The sequence below is a fragment of the Pseudomonas sp. GNP014 genome, assembly GCF_054344005.1.
Window position 1 is genome coordinate 6,009,995 of the sequence record NZ_JBTGUS010000001.1, and the last position, 17,858, is coordinate 6,027,852.

Annotated in this window: 17 protein-coding genes, 1 tRNA gene and 2 pseudogenes; 4 read left to right on the forward strand and 16 right to left on the reverse strand. The window is 58.9% G+C overall.

Annotated elements, in window-relative coordinates:
• Nucleotides 1-156: 156 nt before the first annotated feature.
• The 4 genes from ACXX9E_RS27090 (at nt 157) to ACXX9E_RS27105 (ending at nt 4,020) form a co-directional block, all read left to right on the forward strand.
• Entirely contained in the window at nt 157-1,533 is a 1,377-nt protein-coding gene (locus tag ACXX9E_RS27090) for an L-serine ammonia-lyase (protein WP_128613969.1), read from the forward strand.
• A 161-nt stretch (nt 1,534-1,694) separates the two neighbouring features.
• A complete protein-coding gene (gcvT, locus tag ACXX9E_RS27095; RefSeq protein ID WP_267799112.1) occupies nt 1,695-2,819 on the forward strand; it encodes a glycine cleavage system aminomethyltransferase GcvT in 1,125 nt (374 codons plus the stop codon).
• Between the two features lie 403 nt (nt 2,820-3,222).
• On the forward strand, nt 3,223-3,435 hold the full coding sequence (locus tag ACXX9E_RS27100) for a cold-shock protein (protein ID WP_003175786.1): 213 nt from the start codon (nt 3,223-3,225) through the stop codon (nt 3,433-3,435).
• A 96-nt stretch (nt 3,436-3,531) separates the two neighbouring features.
• Nucleotides 3,532-4,020, forward strand: coding sequence for an RDD family protein (locus tag ACXX9E_RS27105; RefSeq protein ID WP_186748201.1), 489 nt, complete (start codon nt 3,532-3,534; stop codon nt 4,018-4,020).
• Nucleotides 4,021-4,154: 134 nt separating this feature from the next.
• On the opposite strand, the gene nadA is transcribed toward ACXX9E_RS27105, so the two are convergent.
• From nadA to aspS, 16 genes and pseudogenes are all read right to left on the reverse strand, one after another.
• The gene (nadA, locus tag ACXX9E_RS27110; protein WP_003227499.1) at nt 4,155-5,213 is read right to left on the reverse strand and encodes a quinolinate synthase NadA; all 1,059 of its coding nucleotides are present in this window, start codon (nt 5,211-5,213) and stop codon (nt 4,155-4,157) included.
• Nucleotides 5,214-5,483: 270 nt separating this feature from the next.
• Nucleotides 5,484-5,559 (reverse strand) — tRNA-Lys (locus tag ACXX9E_RS27115).
• Between the two features lie 62 nt (nt 5,560-5,621).
• Nucleotides 5,622-6,314 (reverse strand): 7-cyano-7-deazaguanine synthase QueC, encoded by a 693-nt coding sequence (gene queC, locus ACXX9E_RS27120; RefSeq protein WP_186748200.1) that lies wholly within the window; start codon nt 6,312-6,314, stop codon nt 5,622-5,624.
• 1 nt (nt 6,315) lies between these two features.
• Nucleotides 6,316-6,963 carry a 7-carboxy-7-deazaguanine synthase QueE gene (gene queE, locus ACXX9E_RS27125; RefSeq protein WP_123467196.1) on the reverse strand — a complete coding sequence of 216 codons (648 nt, stop codon included), beginning with the start codon at nt 6,961-6,963 and terminating at the stop codon, nt 6,316-6,318.
• A gap of 166 nt (nt 6,964-7,129) precedes the next feature.
• A pseudogene (ybgF, locus tag ACXX9E_RS27130) lies at nt 7,130-7,970 on the reverse strand (tol-pal system protein YbgF).
• Nucleotides 7,971-7,976: 6 nt separating this feature from the next.
• The gene (gene pal / locus ACXX9E_RS27135) at nt 7,977-8,474 is read right to left on the reverse strand and encodes a peptidoglycan-associated lipoprotein Pal (protein ID WP_003178634.1); all 498 of its coding nucleotides are present in this window, start codon (nt 8,472-8,474) and stop codon (nt 7,977-7,979) included.
• Between the two features lie 52 nt (nt 8,475-8,526).
• Nucleotides 8,527-9,807 carry a Tol-Pal system beta propeller repeat protein TolB gene (gene tolB, locus ACXX9E_RS27140; RefSeq protein WP_458556621.1) on the reverse strand — a complete coding sequence of 427 codons (1,281 nt, stop codon included), beginning with the start codon at nt 9,805-9,807 and terminating at the stop codon, nt 8,527-8,529.
• A gap of 17 nt (nt 9,808-9,824) precedes the next feature.
• On the reverse strand, nt 9,825-10,901 hold the full coding sequence (gene tolA, locus ACXX9E_RS27145) for a cell envelope integrity protein TolA (RefSeq protein ID WP_123467200.1): 1,077 nt from the start codon (nt 10,899-10,901) through the stop codon (nt 9,825-9,827).
• Entirely contained in the window at nt 10,901-11,353 is a 453-nt protein-coding gene (gene tolR / locus ACXX9E_RS27150; protein ID WP_161794900.1) for a protein TolR, read from the reverse strand. Before tolR ends, tolA begins: the two co-directional genes overlap by 1 nt.
• Nucleotides 11,354-11,375: 22 nt before the next feature.
• Nucleotides 11,376-12,071 (reverse strand): protein TolQ, encoded by a 696-nt coding sequence (gene tolQ / locus ACXX9E_RS27155; protein ID WP_007912733.1) that lies wholly within the window; start codon nt 12,069-12,071, stop codon nt 11,376-11,378.
• Nucleotides 12,061-12,528, reverse strand: coding sequence for a tol-pal system-associated acyl-CoA thioesterase (gene ybgC, locus ACXX9E_RS27160; protein WP_123467202.1), 468 nt, complete (start codon nt 12,526-12,528; stop codon nt 12,061-12,063). The genes tolQ and ybgC overlap by 11 nt, the downstream gene beginning before the upstream one ends.
• A gap of 127 nt (nt 12,529-12,655) precedes the next feature.
• A pseudogene (ruvB, locus tag ACXX9E_RS27165) lies at nt 12,656-13,719 on the reverse strand (Holliday junction branch migration DNA helicase RuvB).
• On the reverse strand, nt 13,720-14,328 hold the full coding sequence (gene ruvA, locus ACXX9E_RS27170; protein ID WP_123467207.1) for a Holliday junction branch migration protein RuvA: 609 nt from the start codon (nt 14,326-14,328) through the stop codon (nt 13,720-13,722).
• A gap of 114 nt (nt 14,329-14,442) precedes the next feature.
• The gene (gene ruvC / locus ACXX9E_RS27175) at nt 14,443-14,970 is read right to left on the reverse strand and encodes a crossover junction endodeoxyribonuclease RuvC (protein ID WP_123467209.1); all 528 of its coding nucleotides are present in this window, start codon (nt 14,968-14,970) and stop codon (nt 14,443-14,445) included.
• Nucleotides 14,971-15,110: 140 nt separating this feature from the next.
• Nucleotides 15,111-15,857: a YebC/PmpR family DNA-binding transcriptional regulator gene (locus tag ACXX9E_RS27180; protein WP_123467211.1), complete on the reverse strand. Its 747-nt coding sequence runs from the start codon at nt 15,855-15,857 to the stop codon at nt 15,111-15,113.
• A gap of 131 nt (nt 15,858-15,988) precedes the next feature.
• Nucleotides 15,989-17,764: an aspartate--tRNA ligase gene (gene aspS, locus ACXX9E_RS27185; RefSeq protein ID WP_458556480.1), complete on the reverse strand. Its 1,776-nt coding sequence runs from the start codon at nt 17,762-17,764 to the stop codon at nt 15,989-15,991.
• Between the last annotated feature and the right edge of the window lie 94 nt (nt 17,765-17,858).

A 17,858-nucleotide genomic window follows, 5' to 3' on the forward strand; every position in this document is an offset into this window, starting at 1 on the left:
TACAAGCTGCAAGTAAGGGCCGATCTGCTTTTTACTTGCGGCTTGTGTCTCGCTGCATGCACTGCGGCCTTATAGAAGCCGCAAGGAAAAACCCGATCCGCTTTCACTTGTAGCTTGCAACTTGAAGCTCACAACTGCTCCGCAGGAGAACCACTCATGTCGTTAAGCGTGTTCGACCTGTTCAAGATTGGCATCGGCCCTTCCAGTTCCCACACCGTCGGCCCGATGCGTGCCGCTGCGCGCTTCGCCGAAGGCCTGCGCCGGGAAAACCTGCTCAGCGCAACCGCCAGTGTGCGCGTCGAGTTGTATGGCTCGCTGGGCGCTACCGGCAAAGGTCACGGCAGTGACAAGGCCGTGCTGCTCGGCCTTGAGGGGGAACACCCGGACACCGTCGACACCGAAACCGTCGCCGCCCGCCTGCAAGCCATTCGCGGTAATGGCCAGCTGAACCTGCTCGGCGAACACAGCATTGCGTTCAACGAGAAAGAACATCTGGCGATGATCCGCAAGCCATTGGCCTATCACCCCAACGGCATGATCTTTCGCGCATTCGACGCCGCCGGCATTCAGATTCGCAGCCGCGAGTACTACTCGGTTGGCGGTGGTTTTGTCGTCGACGAAGACGCTGCCGGCGCCGACCGGATTGTCGAAGATGCTACGCCGCTGACCTTCCCGTTCAAAAGCGCCAAGGATTTGCTCGGTCATTGCGCCACTTATGGGCTGTCGATCAGTCAGGTGATGCTGACCAACGAGAGCGCCTGGCGTCCGGAGGCGGAAACCCGCGCCGGCCTGCTGAACATCTGGCAAGTGATGCAGGACTGCGTCGCCGCCGGATGCCGAAACGAAGGCATCCTGCCGGGCGGGCTGAAGGTCAAGCGCCGGGCGGCGGCGCTGCATCGGCAACTGTGCAAGAACCCGGAGTCGGCACTGCGCGATCCGCTGTCGGTACTCGACTGGGTCAACCTGTACGCGCTGGCGGTCAACGAAGAAAACGCCAATGGCGGACGCGTGGTCACCGCCCCCACCAATGGCGCGGCGGGAATCATCCCCGCAGTGCTGCATTACTACATGCGCTTTATTCCCGGAGCCAACGATGACGGCGTCGTGCGCTTTCTGCTGACCGCTGCCGCCATCGGCATTCTGTACAAGGAAAACGCCTCGATCTCCGGCGCTGAAGTCGGCTGTCAGGGTGAAGTCGGTGTCGCCTGTTCGATGGCCGCCGGTGCGTTGTGCGAAGTCCTTGGCGGCAGCGTGCAGCAAGTGGAAAACGCCGCAGAAATCGGCATGGAACACAACCTCGGCCTGACCTGCGACCCGATTGGCGGGCTGGTGCAGGTGCCGTGCATCGAACGCAATGCGATGGGCTCGGTGAAAGCGATCAACGCGGTACGCATGGCCATGCGCGGAGACGGCCAACACTTCGTCTCCCTCGACAAGGTCATCCGCACCATGCGCCAGACCGGCGCCGACATGAAAAGCAAATACAAGGAGACCGCCCGCGGCGGTCTGGCGGTCAACATTATCGAATGCTGAACCTTATTTAACTCCGCCTCCCTCAGGGAGACGATCGTACTTGGCACCCTCTCCCTCCGGGAGACAAACGTAACTAGCTCCCTCTCCCTCCGGGAGAGGGCCGGGGTGAGGGGCTTTTGATCTTGCCCCCGATCCCGAATCACATTTTCAAGGAGCCACGCATGTCCACCGAACAACTGTCGAAAACCCCGCTGCACGCTCTGCACCTCGAACTTGGTGCCCGTATGGTGCCGTTCGCCGGCTACGACATGCCGGTGCAATACCCGCTGGGCGTGATGAAGGAACATCAACACACCCGTGAGCACGCCGGCCTGTTCGATGTCTCGCACATGGGCCAGATCCGCCTGACCGGTGCCAATGCCGCCAAAGCCCTGGAAACCCTGGTGCCGGTGGATATCATCGACCTGCCGGTGGGCATGCAGCGTTATGCGATGTTCACCAACGACAACGGTGGCATCCTCGACGACCTGATGGTCGCCAACCTCGGTAACGACGAGCTGTTCCTGGTGGTCAACGCCGCGTGCAAGGATCAGGACCTGGCGCATCTGCAAAAACACATCGGCGATCAGTGCACCATAACGGAGCTGTTCGAAGCGCGCGCCCTGCTCGCCCTGCAAGGTCCGGCAGCCGTCACCGTGCTCGCGCGGCTGGCGCCGGACGTGGCGAAAATGACCTTCATGCAGTTCAATCGCGTGCAACTGCTGGGCGTCGATTGCTTCGTCAGCCGTTCGGGTTACACCGGTGAAGACGGTTTCGAAATCTCGGTGCCAGCCGCCGATGCGGAAAAACTCGCCCGCGCCCTGCTGGCTGAACCGGAAGTCCAGGCCATCGGCCTCGGCGCCCGCGATTCACTGCGTCTGGAAGCCGGCCTGTGCCTTTACGGCCACGACATGAACACCGAGACCACGCCGATCGAGGCCAGCCTGTTGTGGGCGATCTCGAAGACACGCCGTGCCGACGGCGCGCGAGCCGGCGGCTTCCCGGGGGCGGAACAGGTATTTGCCCAGCAGCAGAATGGTGTCGCACGCAAACGCGTCGGCCTGTTGCCGCAGGAACGCACCCCGGTGCGTGAAGGCGCGGAAATCGTCAACGAGGCGGGCGAGATCATCGGCAGCGTGTGCAGCGGCGGTTTCGGGCCGACCCTGGGCGGCCCTCTGGCGATGGGATACCTCGACAGCGCTTATGTCACCCTCGACACCACCGTTTGGGCAATCGTCCGTGGGAAAAAGGTGCCAATGCTTGTAAGCAAAATGCCATTTGTTCCACAACGCTACTATCGTGGCTGATTGACTGTTTCTATAAGTAACGCGATTGCGTTATGCGTGCACTAATGTGTAACGCAATCGCCACAAAAAAGTGCATTTTCTAACATCTGATTCGAATATGAACTTTGCTTATAACGTTCGAAAACAATTGAACGAGCTAATCGTCTAAGCCGCACTAGTGAATTGACTAACTGCCAGCAAGTGCAGGAAAACCGGGGGCTTCGCGGGGCTTGTTTTTTCTCCCGTAGTTGGCGTAGAGTTTGTCCACTGTGTTTGCATGGGTCAGCTTGGAATCGTGACCTGGGCAGTAGCCTACAAGTTAGCTACATCCCGTTCGACGTCTTCTTACTCTCCTGCAACCAGCCCCAGTACTCTTTCATGAGGAAGAGACTGTCATCAATTTTTGCGTCAAAGGAAATAAGAAATGTCCCAACGTCAGAGCGGTACCGTCAAGTGGTTTAACGACGAGAAAGGTTTTGGTTTTATCACTCCAGAAAGCGGTCCGGATCTGTTCGTGCATTTCCGCGCTATTCAGGGCAACGGCTTCAAAAGCCTGAAAGAAGGCCAGAAAGTGACTTTCGTTGCTGTGCAAGGCCAGAAAGGCATGCAGGCTGACGAAGTACAAGCAGAAGCCTGATTTCTGTTACGAAAAAGCCCCTGATATTGATATCAGGGGCTTTTTTGTGCGCGCGAATCCGTAAAATGGCGCTTCATTTTGCGTCCAGAGGCTGCCATGTCGAAAACCTTGCTCATCCCACAGGGCGACTTTCCTGCCGTTGGCCTCGGCCGTCGCCTGGCCGCGATGTTCTATGACTTCCTGCTGTGCACCGCCCTGCTGATCGTCACCGGATTCGTTTACAAGCTGATCCAGGCGGCAATCATCGGTGAAGAACGCCTGCGGGTGATGACGGACGCCGGGCAACTGGACGGTGATCCGCTGTACTCCACGGTGCTGCTGCTGGTGCTGTTCGCGTTCTTCGCCAAGTTCTGGACCCATGGCGGGCAGACGCTGGGCATGCAGGTGTGGGGGATTCGTGTGCAGAACGCCGACGGCAGCGCGATCAGCCTGTGGCAGGCGCTGCTGCGCTTCATGGTGTCGATCGCTTCGTGGCTGTGCGTGGGGCTTGGGTTCTTCTGGTCGCTGTACGACAAGCAGAAGCGCACCTGGCACGACATCTATTCCGACACCCGCCTCGTGCGAATTCCGAAAAAGACCAAATAACTTCGTGACACCCCATACCACTGTGGGAGCGAGCTTGCTCGCGAAGGCGTCGTATCAGTCGATTCCAATGGTGACTGACACACCGCTTTCGCGAGCAAGCTCGCTCCCACAGGTTTTGTGTAATGCCTTTGAGCTTAAGCGTTGCCGGCCAGCTTCATCCGTGCCGCCTGGGTGAAATCCAGCATGCGCTTCAAAGGTCGGATCGCCTGGGGAATCAACGCCGGATCAACAAAGATCTCGTTCGTCCCTTCTTTCAGGCTCTTGAGCGTGCGCTCAAGGGTGTTCATGGCCATCCACGGGCAATGTGCGCAACTGCGGCACGCAGCGCCGTTACCGGCGGTAGGCGCCTCGATGAAGACCTTGTCCGGGCACAGCTGCTGCATCTTGTAGAAGATGCCACGGTCAGTGGCGACGATCAGGGTCTTGTTCGGCAGCGATTGAGCGGCGGCGATCAACTGACTGGTCGAACCGACGGCGTCGGCCAGTTCGATCACCGAGGTCGGCGATTCCGGGTGAACCAGAATCGCGGCATCCGGGTACAGCGCCTTCATGTCTTCAAGCTGCTTGGACTTGAACTCTTCGTGGACGATGCAGGCACCGTCCCACAGCAGCATGTCGGCACCGGTCTTGCGCTGAATGTAAGTGCCCAGGTGCTTGTCCGGGCCCCAGATGATGGTCTCGCCGTTGTCCATCAGGCTTTCGACGATCTCCAGTGCGCAGCTCGACGTCACGACCCAGTCAGCCCGGGCTTTGACCGCTGCCGAGGTGTTGGCGTAAACCACCACCGTACGCTCCGGGTGCTGATCGCAGAACGCCGAGAACTCGTCGACCGGGCACCCCAGGTCCAGCGAGCAGGTGGCGTCCAGGGTCGGCATCAGCACGCGTTTTTCCGGATTGAGGATCTTCGCGGTCTCACCCATGAATTTAACGCCGGCGACCACCACGGTCTTGGCCGGGTGGGCATTGCCGAAGCGAGCCATTTCCAGGGAGTCGGAAACACAGCCACCGGTTTCTTCGGCCAGGGCCTGAATCACCGGATCGCAATAAAAGTGAGCCACCAGTACCGCGTCCTGAGCCTTGAGCTCGGCGGCGATGGCGGAACGGTAGTAAGCCTCTTCCTCGGCAGTCAGCGGTTTTGGCTGTTTGGCGTCGAGGTGGGCTTGAACCAGTAGGCGTTCGGAAATCTGCGTCATGTTCGCAAGACCTGCAGGCGCGTTCGCGCGAAAGTCGAGTATACACCCGGCTCCGGACCGCTTGAGGGTACCGCCGGGAGAGTGAGTATTATCAGGCACGGACAACATTGAAGCTGCGCAAGGCTACAGAATATCCCGTAGATGCAAAAGATGATTCTGACCTGCGTCAGCGCGGACACCGGGAAAGAACACACCCCCGAATCGCAGGCAAAAAAAAACCCGGAAATCCTCACTTTCGTGGGCCTTCCGGATTTTCTAAACCGCCAAATATGGTGGGTCGTGTGGGATTCGAACCTACGACCAATTGGTTAAAAGCCAACTGCTCTACCAACTGAGCTAACGACCCGCTGTGTGGTGGCGCGTATAATACTGATTTTTAAGGACTATTCAACACCTTTTTGAAAAAAATCAAAAATAAGGTGTTGGATCGCTTACACCGGCTGCCGCGAAGCCTTCCGCTCGCAGGCGGCAGCTGTCGCATTTGCCGCAGGCACGGCCATCATCATCGGCCTGATAGCAGGAAACGGTCAGGCTGTAATCGACACCCAGCTTCACACCTGCCTGGACGATCTGCGCCTTGCTCAGGTTCTGCAGCGGCGCCTGAATACGGAAGCCATTGCCCTCCACGCCCGCCTTGGTCGCCAGATTGGCCATGCGCTCGAACGACTCAATGAACTCGGGACGGCAATCCGGGTAACCGGAATAATCCACGGCATTGACCCCGATAAAGATGTCACGGGCGCCAAGCACTTCAGCCCAGCCCAAGGCCAGCGACAGGAACACGGTGTTGCGCGCCGGCACGTAAGTCACCGGAATGCCCTCGCCCAGTGCTTCAGGGATATCAATGCTGGTATCGGTGAGCGCCGAGCCGCCCATGCCGTTCAGGTTCAGGCCGATCACTTTGTGCTCGACCACACCGAGGTCGCGAGCAACGCGCGCGGCGGCATGCAACTCTGCATGCGAACGCTGTCCGTAATCGAAACTCATGGTGTAGCAGGCATAGCCTTCAGCCCGGGCCATCGCCACGACTGTGGCCGAGTCCAGGCCACCGGACAGCAGAATGACTGCACGCTTTTCGCCAGTGTTCAGTGGTTCAGTCATCTCAGCGCCCCGGCTCATCATTCCAAAGATATTTATGCAGCTGCAGTTGCAGGCGCACCGGCAGGTTATCCGCCACCACCCAGTCCGCCAGATCTCGAGCATTCAGGTCATGGTGACTTGGGGAAAACAGCACTTCGCCTGCACGTCGCTCGAGACCGTACTGAATCAGCTTGGACACCGCCCAGTCATAGTCTTCCCGCGAGCAGATGACAAACTTCACCTGATCGTTGGCGGTCAGCAGCTCGATGTTCTCGTAACGGTTGCGATGAGCCTCTTTCGAGTCCGGCGTCTTCAAGTCGACAACACGACTGACGCGCGAATCGACTGCCGAGATATCGAGCGCACCACTGGTTTCCAGTGACACTTCGTAACCGGCATCACACAAACGCTTGAGTAAAGGGATAGCGTTCGGCTGTGCCAGCGGCTCGCCGCCGGTGACACAGACATAGCGCGGACGATAGCCAGCCACTTGCTCGAGGATATCGTCGAGGGTGCGGATCGTACCGCCGCTGAACGCATAGGCGCTGTCGCAGTATTGGCAACGCAATGGGCAACCGGTCAGGCGCACAAAAACCGTGGGCAGCCCGGCAGTCCGCGTTTCCCCCTGCAACGAGTAGAAAACTTCGGTGATTCTCAATGTGTCTTGCATAGTCGCCACGGGCGTAACAGCTAAACAGGCTGTCCGCCTCCGTCAGGCACCTCAGGCAACCCCGCCATCGCGTAGATCACCAGAAGCGTGTTTCAGAAAAAGGGCGTGAATTCTAACGAAAAAACCCGCGACAAGCGCGGGTTTCTTCCAAACGGGTGAAGCTGAATTACATGCGCTGCAGATCGCGCTGGGCCAACTGAGCGGCGGAGGTACCCGGATATTGGGAAACCACCTGCTGCAGAATGCCCTTGACCTTGTCGGTGTGACCGAGGCGGCGCTCTACGTCAGCCAGCTTGTACAGCGAATCCGGCACTTTGGCGTGCTTCGGATACAACTGCGAAACCTTGGCGAACGCCTGACCTGCGCCTTGCAGATCACCCTTCGCCAGGTTCACCTCACCCAACCAGTACTGGGCATTGCCCGCGTATTGGCTGTTCGGGTATTTGCGCAGGAAAGCGGCAAAAGCCTGACTGGCCTTGTCGAAATCCTTGGCTTTGATCAAGTCGAAAGCGGCATCGTAATACAGCTTTTCCTTGGCCGGATCACCCGGTTCACTGCTCGCGGCAGGCGCTTGGGCCGCAGCAGCAGCCCCGGCACCGGCAGCAGCACCGGCAGCAGCACTTGCGTCGCCACCGGCAGAAGAATTCTCAGGAGTCGCGGCTGGTGCAACACCGGATCCTATGCGCCGATCAAGATCCTGGTATCGCTCCAGGGATTCTTGCTTCATGCGCGCAACCTGATTCTGCAGTTCTTCGATCACGCCTTGCTGGCGAGAAATCGTGATCCTGCATCTGTTGCAGTTGGTTGAACAGCATGCCTTGTGCCGAGGCAGGGGCCGAAGCCGCTCCCCCGGCATAGGCGCCGTTCGTACCGTAACCCGCAGGCGGATAACTGCTCCCGCTATTGTTATAACCGGAGTTGTCATCGACCACAGGAACCGCAGCCCACGCCGCAAGCGGCGCGAGGCTGAGAGCCAGAACAGTTACAGCACGACGGCACGTTCGCATATCGAATTACTTACGCAGTTCGACGCGACGGTTTTGAGCCCAGGACTGCTCGTCGTTGCCGGTAGCAACTGGACGCTCTTCGCCGTAGGAAACCAGTTCCAGCTGAGCTGGGGAAACACCTTGCAGTACCAGGTAGCGTTGAACGGCTTTCGCACGACGCTCGCCCAGTGCCATGTTGTACTCACGAGTACCACGTTCGTCGGTGTTGCCTTCCAGAACAACGCGAGCGCCGTTTGCTTTCAGGTCTTTGGCGTGAACGTCCAGAGCGCGCATGGCTTCTGGCTTCAGGTCCGAGCTGTCGTATTCGAAGTAGAAGGTGGTGATTGCGCGCAGAGCAGCTTCTTCGCTCAGGGAACCGTCAACGGCACCAGTGTTTGCGCCGTAACCAGCGTTTGGATCAACAGCGCCTTCACCGGCGTTGTCGCCGCCTTTGGACGAGCAACCTACAGCTACAGCCATGGCCAGAGCCAGCGCAGCAAATTTACCAAACTTCAGCATTTCCATCGTGAAACTCCTAATGAACCCCAGTGTGTTAAGTAAAACGTAAAGCGCCGCGTCAGTTCAGGTAAGGGGACCAGGACGGTTTTCTGACTTCGCCTTGAGCGGTAGGAAGCGGGAGCCTCACGCGTCCATTAATGGACACGAGCATCAAGACTCCCCGGCCCTGCTGGCGGGTGGCGTAGATTACCATGGTGCCGTTGGGCGCAACAGTAGGCGACTCGTCCAGAGTGCTATCAGTTAGGATTTTTACACTTCCGCGCTGCAAATCCTGAGCCGCCACTTTGAAATTGGTGAAACCGTCCTGACGATGGATCATCACCAGGGTCTTTTCGTCAGCCGAAAGTTTCGGGTTGGCGTTGTAGTTACCGATGAAGGTCACACGCTCGGCACCACCGCCACTGGCGCTGGTTTTGTAGATCTGTGGCTTGCCGCCACGGTCCGACGTGAAGTAGATGGTCGAGCCATCCTTGCCCCAGTACGGTTCGGTGTTGATGCCAGGGCCCGCAGTGACGCGAGTGATCTGACGCGAACCGAGGTTCATCACGTAGATGTCCGGGTTACCGTCTTTCGACAGCACGAACGCCAGGCGATTGCCATCCGGCGACCAGGCAGGCGCACCGTTCAGGCCTTCGAAGTTGGTGATCTGCTCACGGCGACCGGTGTCGATGTTCTGCATGAAGATGCGCGGACGCTTCTGCTCGAACGACACATAGGCAATGCGTTTGCCATCCGGCGCGAAACGCGGCGACAGGATCGGCTCGCGCGATTGCAGCAGGGTCACCGCGCGAGCACCATCGTAGTCCGAACGCTGCAGGGTGTAGCGAGTGTTCTTCTCGGAAAAACGCTCGGCTGTGACGTACAGCAGACGGGTCGAGAACGCACCTTTGATACCGGTGAGTTTCTCGAACGACTGGTCAGAGATGTAGTGCGCCATGTCACGCAGTTGCTCGGTGGTACCGGAAACGCTGCCGTCAGCCACTTTCTGCTCGGTGGCCACGTTGAACAGCGCCCATTGCACCTGCAGGCGACCGCCCGCTGGAACGATGCTGCCGACCATCATGTATTGAGCACCCACCGCCTTCCAGTCACGGAAGATGATTTCGCTCGGCTGGCTTGGCTGGCTGATCATGTTTTGCTTTGGAATCGGCGAGTAATAGCCCGAGTTGCGCAAATCGTTACCAATGATTTCAGCCATGTCATCCGGCAGGACGGCACCGCCCTGGAAACCGAACGGTACAACGGCGATCGGAGTAGCCCGATCGCTGCCGCTGGTGACCAGAATGTTCTTTTCATCAGCCATCGCGATCCCTGCCATGCAGCAGATCACGACCAGCATTCCTCGAAGAAGGTTTCTCACAAGGCTAAGTCCTCAGGTGTGAATGTCATCTTGAATGAACGATATGGAGCGAAATCGCTCGCCTTCATTCCCTGCATTTCTGTCAAACGTCCAATATTCTTCACCGCCGCCACTGCCGAGGCATCGAACGGACCGTCGCCACTGGACTTGGCCACGCTGACCGAAGTCACCGTACCGTCCGGCAACATGCCAATCTGCAGCACGACCGTCATGCCTTTGCGTGCCGAAGGAGGACGAGCCCAACCTTCTGCTGCCCGTGCACGAATCAAGTCATCGAAACTGCCCGCGACTTCGTCACCCTGCTCATCGGCCAAGGCCTGCTGACGCTGCGGCGTGTCGGAAAGCAAATCAGCCAGGGCCTGAGCCTTTTTCTCTTCGGCGGATTTACGTGCCGCTTCCTGCGATTTCTTCTTCGCAGCATCGGCAGCAGCTTTCTTCTTCGCTTCGTCGGCGACTTTCTTCTTCGCCTCTTCAGCTTCAGCTTTCTTCTTGGCGTCTTCGGCGGCTTTCTTCTTCGCGTCTTCGACGATTTTCTTCTTGGCTTCTTCAGCGGCCGCTTTCTTGGCCTCTTCTTCAGCTGCCTTTTTGGCTTCTTCTTCGGCTTTCTTCTTGGCTATATCAGCCAATTGTTTCTCTTCTGCCTTCTTGGCCTCGGCTTTCTTCGCGTCGTCGGCTTTCTTGGCTTCATCAGCCTTCTTCGCTTCGTCCGCTTTCTTCGCCTCGTCGGCCTTCTTGGCTTCCTCGGCCTTTTGAGCCGCTTCTTCTTTCTTTTGTTCCGCAGCCTTCACCGCTTCCTGCTCGACCTTTTTCTGCTCCATCTGCTCGACTTCAGTCTGGCGCGCGGCGGATTTCTTCGCCTCACCCGCAATCTTCTGATTGGTCTGGGTGGTTGCCTGACTTTTCGATTTCAGTTGATACAGGGTCGCCTGGACAATCGGCTTGGCCGGCGGCAGTTCTGGTGTGAAGGCGAAACTGACGAACAGCATGCCGAACACCAGCACGTGCAGGACAATCGCCAGAACACTAGGCCAGAAGTAGCTTTCCGAGGCGGACGGCTCTCGCTGTTGCTGCATCAGGGGGCCTCGGTAATCAAACCAACATTACCGACCCCGGCTTTCTGCAACCCGCCCATGGCGCCCATGACGGCGCCGTAATCGACGGATTTGTCGCCGCGGATAAAGACCTGGGTACGCTTGCCGCCTTCGGTGCCGGCACGAATGATCTTGGTCACCGCGTCGGTCATCTGCGGCAGGGTCATGGCCCTGTCCTGCTGCTTCTCGGTATCGACTTCGCTGCCAAGGTTCCAGTAATAGGTCTTGTCAGCCTTGATCGAAATCGTCAGCACCTGAGTGTTGTTGTCCTGCGGCAAGGCTTCGCTGGAAACCTTGGGCAGATCCACTTTCACGCCCTGATTGAGCATCGGCGCGGTCACCATGAAGATGACCAGCAGTACCAGCATCACGTCGATGTAAGGCACTACGTTCATCTCGGCGACCGGCTTGCGCTTGTTTCGGGCTCGAGCGATTAAAGCCATCGGAAATACCTGCTTATTCTTCGCTGGTGTGCACTTTGCGGTGCAGGATCGCCTGGAATTCATCGGCGAAGGTGTAGTAGCGGCTCAGCAAGGTTTCGCTGCGGGCAGAGAAACGGTTGTAAGCGATAACGGCCGGGATCGCGGCAAACAGGCCGATCGCCGTGGCGATCAGGGCTTCGGCGATACCCGGAGCCACGGTGGCCAGGGTCGCTTGCTGGGCGCTGGCCAGACCGCGGAAGGAGTTCATGATGCCCCATACAGTACCGAACAGACCGATGTACGGGCTGACCGAACCGACAGTGGCGAGGAACGGCAGGCTCTGTTCCAGTTTCTCTTCTTCGCGGGAGATGGCGACGCGCATGGCACGGGCCACGCCTTCCATCACCGCTTCAGGATCGACGCCAGGCTGCTGACGCAGACGGGAGAATTCCTTGAAACCGGCACGGAAGATCTGCTCCACACCCGAATCCGGGTCCGGGTTGCTGCCCGCCTGACGGTACAGCTTGGACAGGTCGATGCCCGACCAGAAGCGCTCCTCGAAGCTCTCCAGGGCGCGTCGACCGGCACGCAGCAGGTTGCTGCGCTGAAAGATCATGATCCATGAGGTCACCGATGCGGCCACCAGAGTCAACATTACCAACTGCACCACGATGCTGGCATTGCTGACCAGGCTCCACATGGAGGAATGGTCGACGACGTTAGCTTCCACGCTTTATCTCCTGCTTAGAGTGTGTACCCGGACCGACCGCGTCGGCGAAGGCCGCACGCAGATCATCGGGAAGGGCCCGGGGTTTCAAACTGTTAGTGCGCACACAGGCCACCAAAAACTGCCCTTCACAGAGCAGCACATTATCCGTTGCCCGCCTGACCTGCTGTTTGAAGCGCAGGCTGGCACGGTTCAATTCGATTACATCAGCGCTTACCAGCAGTTCATCGTCCAGTCGCGCCGGCGCGTGATAACGCGCTTCGCTGGAATGCACGACGAACAACAGGTCCTCCCCTGCCAGCTGCGATTGGGCAAAGCCCAGCTCGCGGAGCCGCTCGGTTCGAGCCCGTTCCATAAACTTGAGGTAATTAACGTAATACACGATGCCGCCCGCATCGGTGTCCTCGTAATAAACGCGACAACGATGTGCGAACGGCTCAAGCCCGTTTTGCGCGCGCATACTCTAGTGCTTACTCCTCAGGTTGCCAATCCGGCCAGACAACTGTTTTTCATTGATTCGCGGCTTTACCGCAAAAGTACCGTCCTCTGACAGTACAAACCCTGAATAAATCGCCAAAAAATGTGTATCAGTCGTCGACGGCATCGAGAAACTCGTCTGCCACGGGCATTTCGCCCATTCGTGACGGAATGTTTAAACCGAAGTGCAGATAGGCATGTCGCGTCACCACCCGGCCCCGCGGCGTGCGCATGATGTAGCCCTGCTGAATCAGATACGGCTCCAGCACATCTTCGATGGTGTGGCGCTCTTCGCTGATGGCAGCGGCGAGGCTGTCGACCCCCACCGGACCGCCATCGAACTTCTCGATCATGGTCAGCAACAGACGCCTGGTCCTGATGATCGAAACCATGTTCATCGACATCCAGCAGGTTCAACGCCAGGTCCGCCACTGCTTTGGTGATATGCCCCTTGGCCCGCACTTCGGCGAAATCGGCGCACCCGGCGCAACAGCCGGTTGGCGATTCGCGGCGTCCCGCGAGCCCGGCGTGCCACTTCAAAGGCGCCGTCCGGATCGAGCGGCAAGCCGAGAATGTTCGCCGAGCGACTGACAATGGTCGACAGGTCAGCGGTGCTGTAGAACTCAAGACGCTGGACGATACCGAAACGGTCACGCAACGGATTGGTCAGCATGCCGGCCCGGGTGGTTGCACCCACCAGCGTAAACGGTGGCAAATCGAGTTTGATCGAACGCGCCGCCGGTCCTTCACCGATCATGATGTCGAGCTGGAAGTCTTCCATCGCCGGGTACAGCACCTCTTCAACGATCGGCGACAGGCGATGGATTTCGTCGATGAACAACACGTCGTGCGGTTCAAGGTTGGTCAGCAGCGCGGCGAGATCGCCGGGACGCTCGAGCACCGGGCCCGACGTGCTTTTGATCGACACGCCCATTTCCTGGGCGATGATGTTGGCCAGCGTGGTCTTGCCCAGCCCCGGCGGGCCGAAAATCAACGTATGGTCGAGGGATTCGTTTCGGCCACGGGCAGCCTGAATGAACAGCTCCATCTGCTCGCGTACCGTCGGCTGGCCTATATAGTCGGCCAGACTGACCGGGCGGATGGCCCGGTCCTGGACTTCTTCGCGCTCGCGCGGACTGTGCGCGGCGGCGATCAGACGATCAGCTTCAATCACTTAAATCATTCCCTTCAGGGCGCGGCGGATCATGTCTTCACTGCTCAAATTCTTGTCCTTGATCGCGGAAATCGCCTTGCTCGCTTCCTGCGGCTTGTAACCCAGGGAAATCAGCGCGCTGACCGCGTCGTTTTCGGCGGTATTGACCGGCGCCGGGCCGTCAGGCTGGTTCGGCACCAGAGCAAACATCGCCGGCGAGGTTTCCCAGGCCTTGAAGCGATCCTTGAGTTCGACCAGCAAACGTTCGGCAGTCTTCTTGCCAACCCCCGGCACCTTGGTCAACGCCGAGGTGTCTTGCGACTGCACACAGCGAATCAGCTCGTCGACTTCCAGGCTCGACATCAGTGCCAGCGCCAGCTTCGGCCCGACACCATTGAGACGGATCAACTCGCGAAAAAAGTCTCGCTCACGCTTGCCGGCAAAACCATAGAGTAACTGCGCGTCTTCGCGCACGACCAAATGGGTATGCAGGGTCAGTGGTTCACCGACCGACGGCAGGCGATAAAGGGTGGTCATGGGCACTTCCAGCTCATACCCAAGGCCATTTACATCCAGAATCAGGTGCGGCGGCTGCTTCTCAGCCAGAGTACCGCGCAAGCGTCCAATCACGTTTCAGATCCTTGAGCACTGGCCAGCCGGGGGCTGGCGACTGTTGGAATGCGGGTTGCGTGCCGACAACCCTGGGGCGCCATCCGCATTCCGGAAAAATTGATGCTGATGCTATCAGAGACGCAAGCGCCCGCCACGACTGCGTGCGGCGCCCAGACCGTGAGGCAACAGACTGGAGCGGGTGTGCGCGTGACAAATGGCGATCGCCAGGGCATCCGAAGCATCGATCTGCGGTTTGCTGGTCAGTTTCAGCATGTGCATGACCATCATCTGCACTTGTTCTTTATTAGCCGCCCCGGTGCCGACCACGGCTTGCTTGACCTGTGTTGCAGTGTACTCGGCAATCTCCAGGCACTCTTCAGCGCCCGCCACAATAGCAGCCCCGCGGGCCTGTCCCAGCTTCAGCGCTGAATCGGCATTTTTTGCCATGAACACTTTTTCGATGCCCATGGTGACCGGACCGTAGGTCTGAATGATTTCACGCACGCCGCGATAGACGATCTGCAGACGCTCATGCAGCTCGCCGGCGCCGGTGCGGATACAGCCCGAGGCCACGTAGATACAGCCACCGCGCCCGGTATCGCGAACAATCCCGTAACCGGTGATGCGCGAGCCGGGGTCGATACCAAGAATTAAAGTCATAGGCCTGCTGGTTCGAAATAACACAAAAACAAATGTGGGAGCTGGCTTGCCAGCGATGACGGAGTGTCAAGCGCCATCATTACCTGATGGGTCGACGCCATCGCTGGCAAGCCAGCTCCCACATTCAAGCCTAGTCGCTCTTAACCGAGCTGAGCGGCCACGTCTTCCGGAATGTCCGCATTGGAATAGACGTTCTGCACGTCATCCAGGTCCTCAAGCATGTCGATCATCTTGAGCACCTTCTCCGCGCCTTCCAGATCCAGCTCGGCACTGGTGGTCGGCTGCATCACGATTTCCGCGTCATCGCCCTTGAACCCGGCCGCTTCCAGCGCGTTGCGCACGGCGTAGAAGCTGGTGAACGAGGTGAACACGTCGATCGAACCGTCGTCGTGGGTCACCACGTCGTCGGCATCGGCTTCCAGCGCCGCTTCGGTCAAGGCGTCCTCGTCAACGCCCGGCGCGAAGCTGATCTGGCCCTTGCGTTCGAACAGGTAGGCCACCGAACCGTCGGTGCCAAGGTTGCCCCCGCATTTGCTGAACGCATGGCGCACGGCGGCGGCAGTACGGTTGCGGTTGTCGGTCATGCACTCGACCATCACCGCCACGCCGCCCGGGCCGTACCCTTCGTAGGTCAGCTCCTCGACGTTGTCCGCTTCGGTCGCACCGGCGCCACGGGCCACGGCGCGGTCGATGATGTCGCGGCTCATGTTTGCACCCAGCGCCTTGTCCAGGGCCAGACGCAGACGCGGGTTGGAACCCGGATCGCCGCCGCCCTGACGGGCGGCAACGGTCAGTTCACGGATCCACTTGGTGAAAATCTTGCCTCTCTTGGCATCCTGACGTTCTTTGCGGTGCTTGATGTTCGCCCACTTGGAATGACCTGCCATAACTCGCTCCGAATTCTCTTTGAAACGTTGCCCGCCGCGCGAAACTGCGCTGGCCGGCAAACAAAAAAATCTCGACCTGCTCTCTCTGGAAAGAAAAAAGGCGCATCCGAAGATGCGCCTTCAGGCCCGTCTTACTCAGCCTTTGGCGTTTCGCGCAAACGGATGTGCAGTTCGCGCAGCGCCTTGGCATCCACCACACCCGGTGCTTGCGTCATGACGTCGGCAGCGCTCTGGGTTTTCGGGAAGGCGATCACTTCACGGATCGACTGGGCGCCGGTCATCAGCATCACCAGACGGTCCAGACCGAAGGCCAGACCACCGTGCGGCGGTGCACCGTACTTCAGCGCGTCGAGCAGGAAGCCGAATTTCTCTTCCTGTTCTGCTTCATTGATACCCAGCAGACGGAACACCGCTTGCTGCATTTCCTTGCGGTGGATACGGATCGAACCGCCACCCAGTTCAGTGCCGTTCAAAACCATGTCGTACGCACGGGACAGTGCGCCGGCCGGATTGGCTTCCAGTTCTTCAGGAGAGCACTTCGGCGCAGTGAACGGGTGGTGCAGGGCCGAGAAGCTGCCGTCGTCGTTTTCTTCGAACATCGGGAAATCAACGACCCACATCGGTGCCCACTTGCAGGTCAGCAGGTCCAGATCGTGACCGAGCTTGATCCGCAGCGCGCCCAGGGCTTCACTGACGATCTTGGCCTTGTCGGCGCCGAAGAACACGATGTCGCCATCGACAGCATCGACGCGATCGAGGATCACGTTCAGCTTGTCTTCAGGGATGTTCTTCACGATCGGCGACTGCAGGCCTTCAACACCGGCAGCACGCTCGTTGACCTTGATGTACGCCAGGCCCTTGGCACCGTAGATGCCGACGAACTTGGTGTAGTCGTCGATCTGCTTGCGCGGCATGCTCGCGCCGCCTGGAACGCGCAGTGCGGCGATACGGCATTTCGGATCGTTGGCCGGGCCGCTGAAGACCTTGAATTCAACTTCTTTGAGTTGATCGGCAACATCGACCAGTTCCAGCGGGTTACGCAGGTCCGGCTTGTCGGAGCCGTAACGACGCATGGCTTCTTCGAAGGTCATGTGCGGGAATTCGCCGAATTCCAGATCCAGCACTTCCTTGAACAGGTTGCGGATCATGCCTTCGGTCAGGCCCATGATGTCTTTTTCGTCGAGGAAGCTGGTCTCGATGTCGATCTGAGTGAACTCAGGCTGACGGTCGGCACGCAGGTCTTCGTCGCGGAAGCACTTGGCGATCTGGTAGTAGCGGTCGAAGCCGGCGACCATCAGCAGTTGCTTGAACAGCTGCGGCGATTGCGGCAGGGCGAAGAACGAACCGGCGTGAGTACGGCTTGGCACCAGATAGTCACGGGCGCCTTCTGGCGTTGCGCGAGTCAGGATCGGCGTTTCCACGTCAAGGAAGCCGTTCTCGTCGAGGTAGCGACGAATGCTGGTGGTCATGCGCGAACGCAGACGCAGCTTCTCGGCCATTTCCGGACGACGCAGGTCGAGGAAGCGATAGCGCAGGCGGGTTTCTTCGCCGACGTCGGAGTATTCGTTGAGCGGGAACGGCGGGGTTTCCGACTCGTTCAGCACTTCCAGCTCGTAACCCAGCACTTCGATCATGCCCGACGCCATGTTGGCGTTGGTCGCGCCGGCCGGACGCAGACGCACTTTACCGGTGATCTTCACCACGTACTCGCTGCGCACACGGTCAGCGGCGGCGAAGCTCTCGGCGCGATCCGGGTCAAACACCACCTGAGCCAGACCATCACGGTCACGGATATCGAGGAAAATCACCCCGCCGTGGTCGCGGCGACGGTGAACCCATCCGCAAAGGGTAATTTCCTGGCCTTCCAGGCTTTCATTCAGTTGGCCGCAATAGTGGCTGCGCATCATGGTAGTGGTTCGCTTCTCGTAATTCGAAATTCGGTGGAGATCCCGCCGCACTCAAGCATTGTGCGACATGTAGAAACTCACGCGTGTCGTTCGA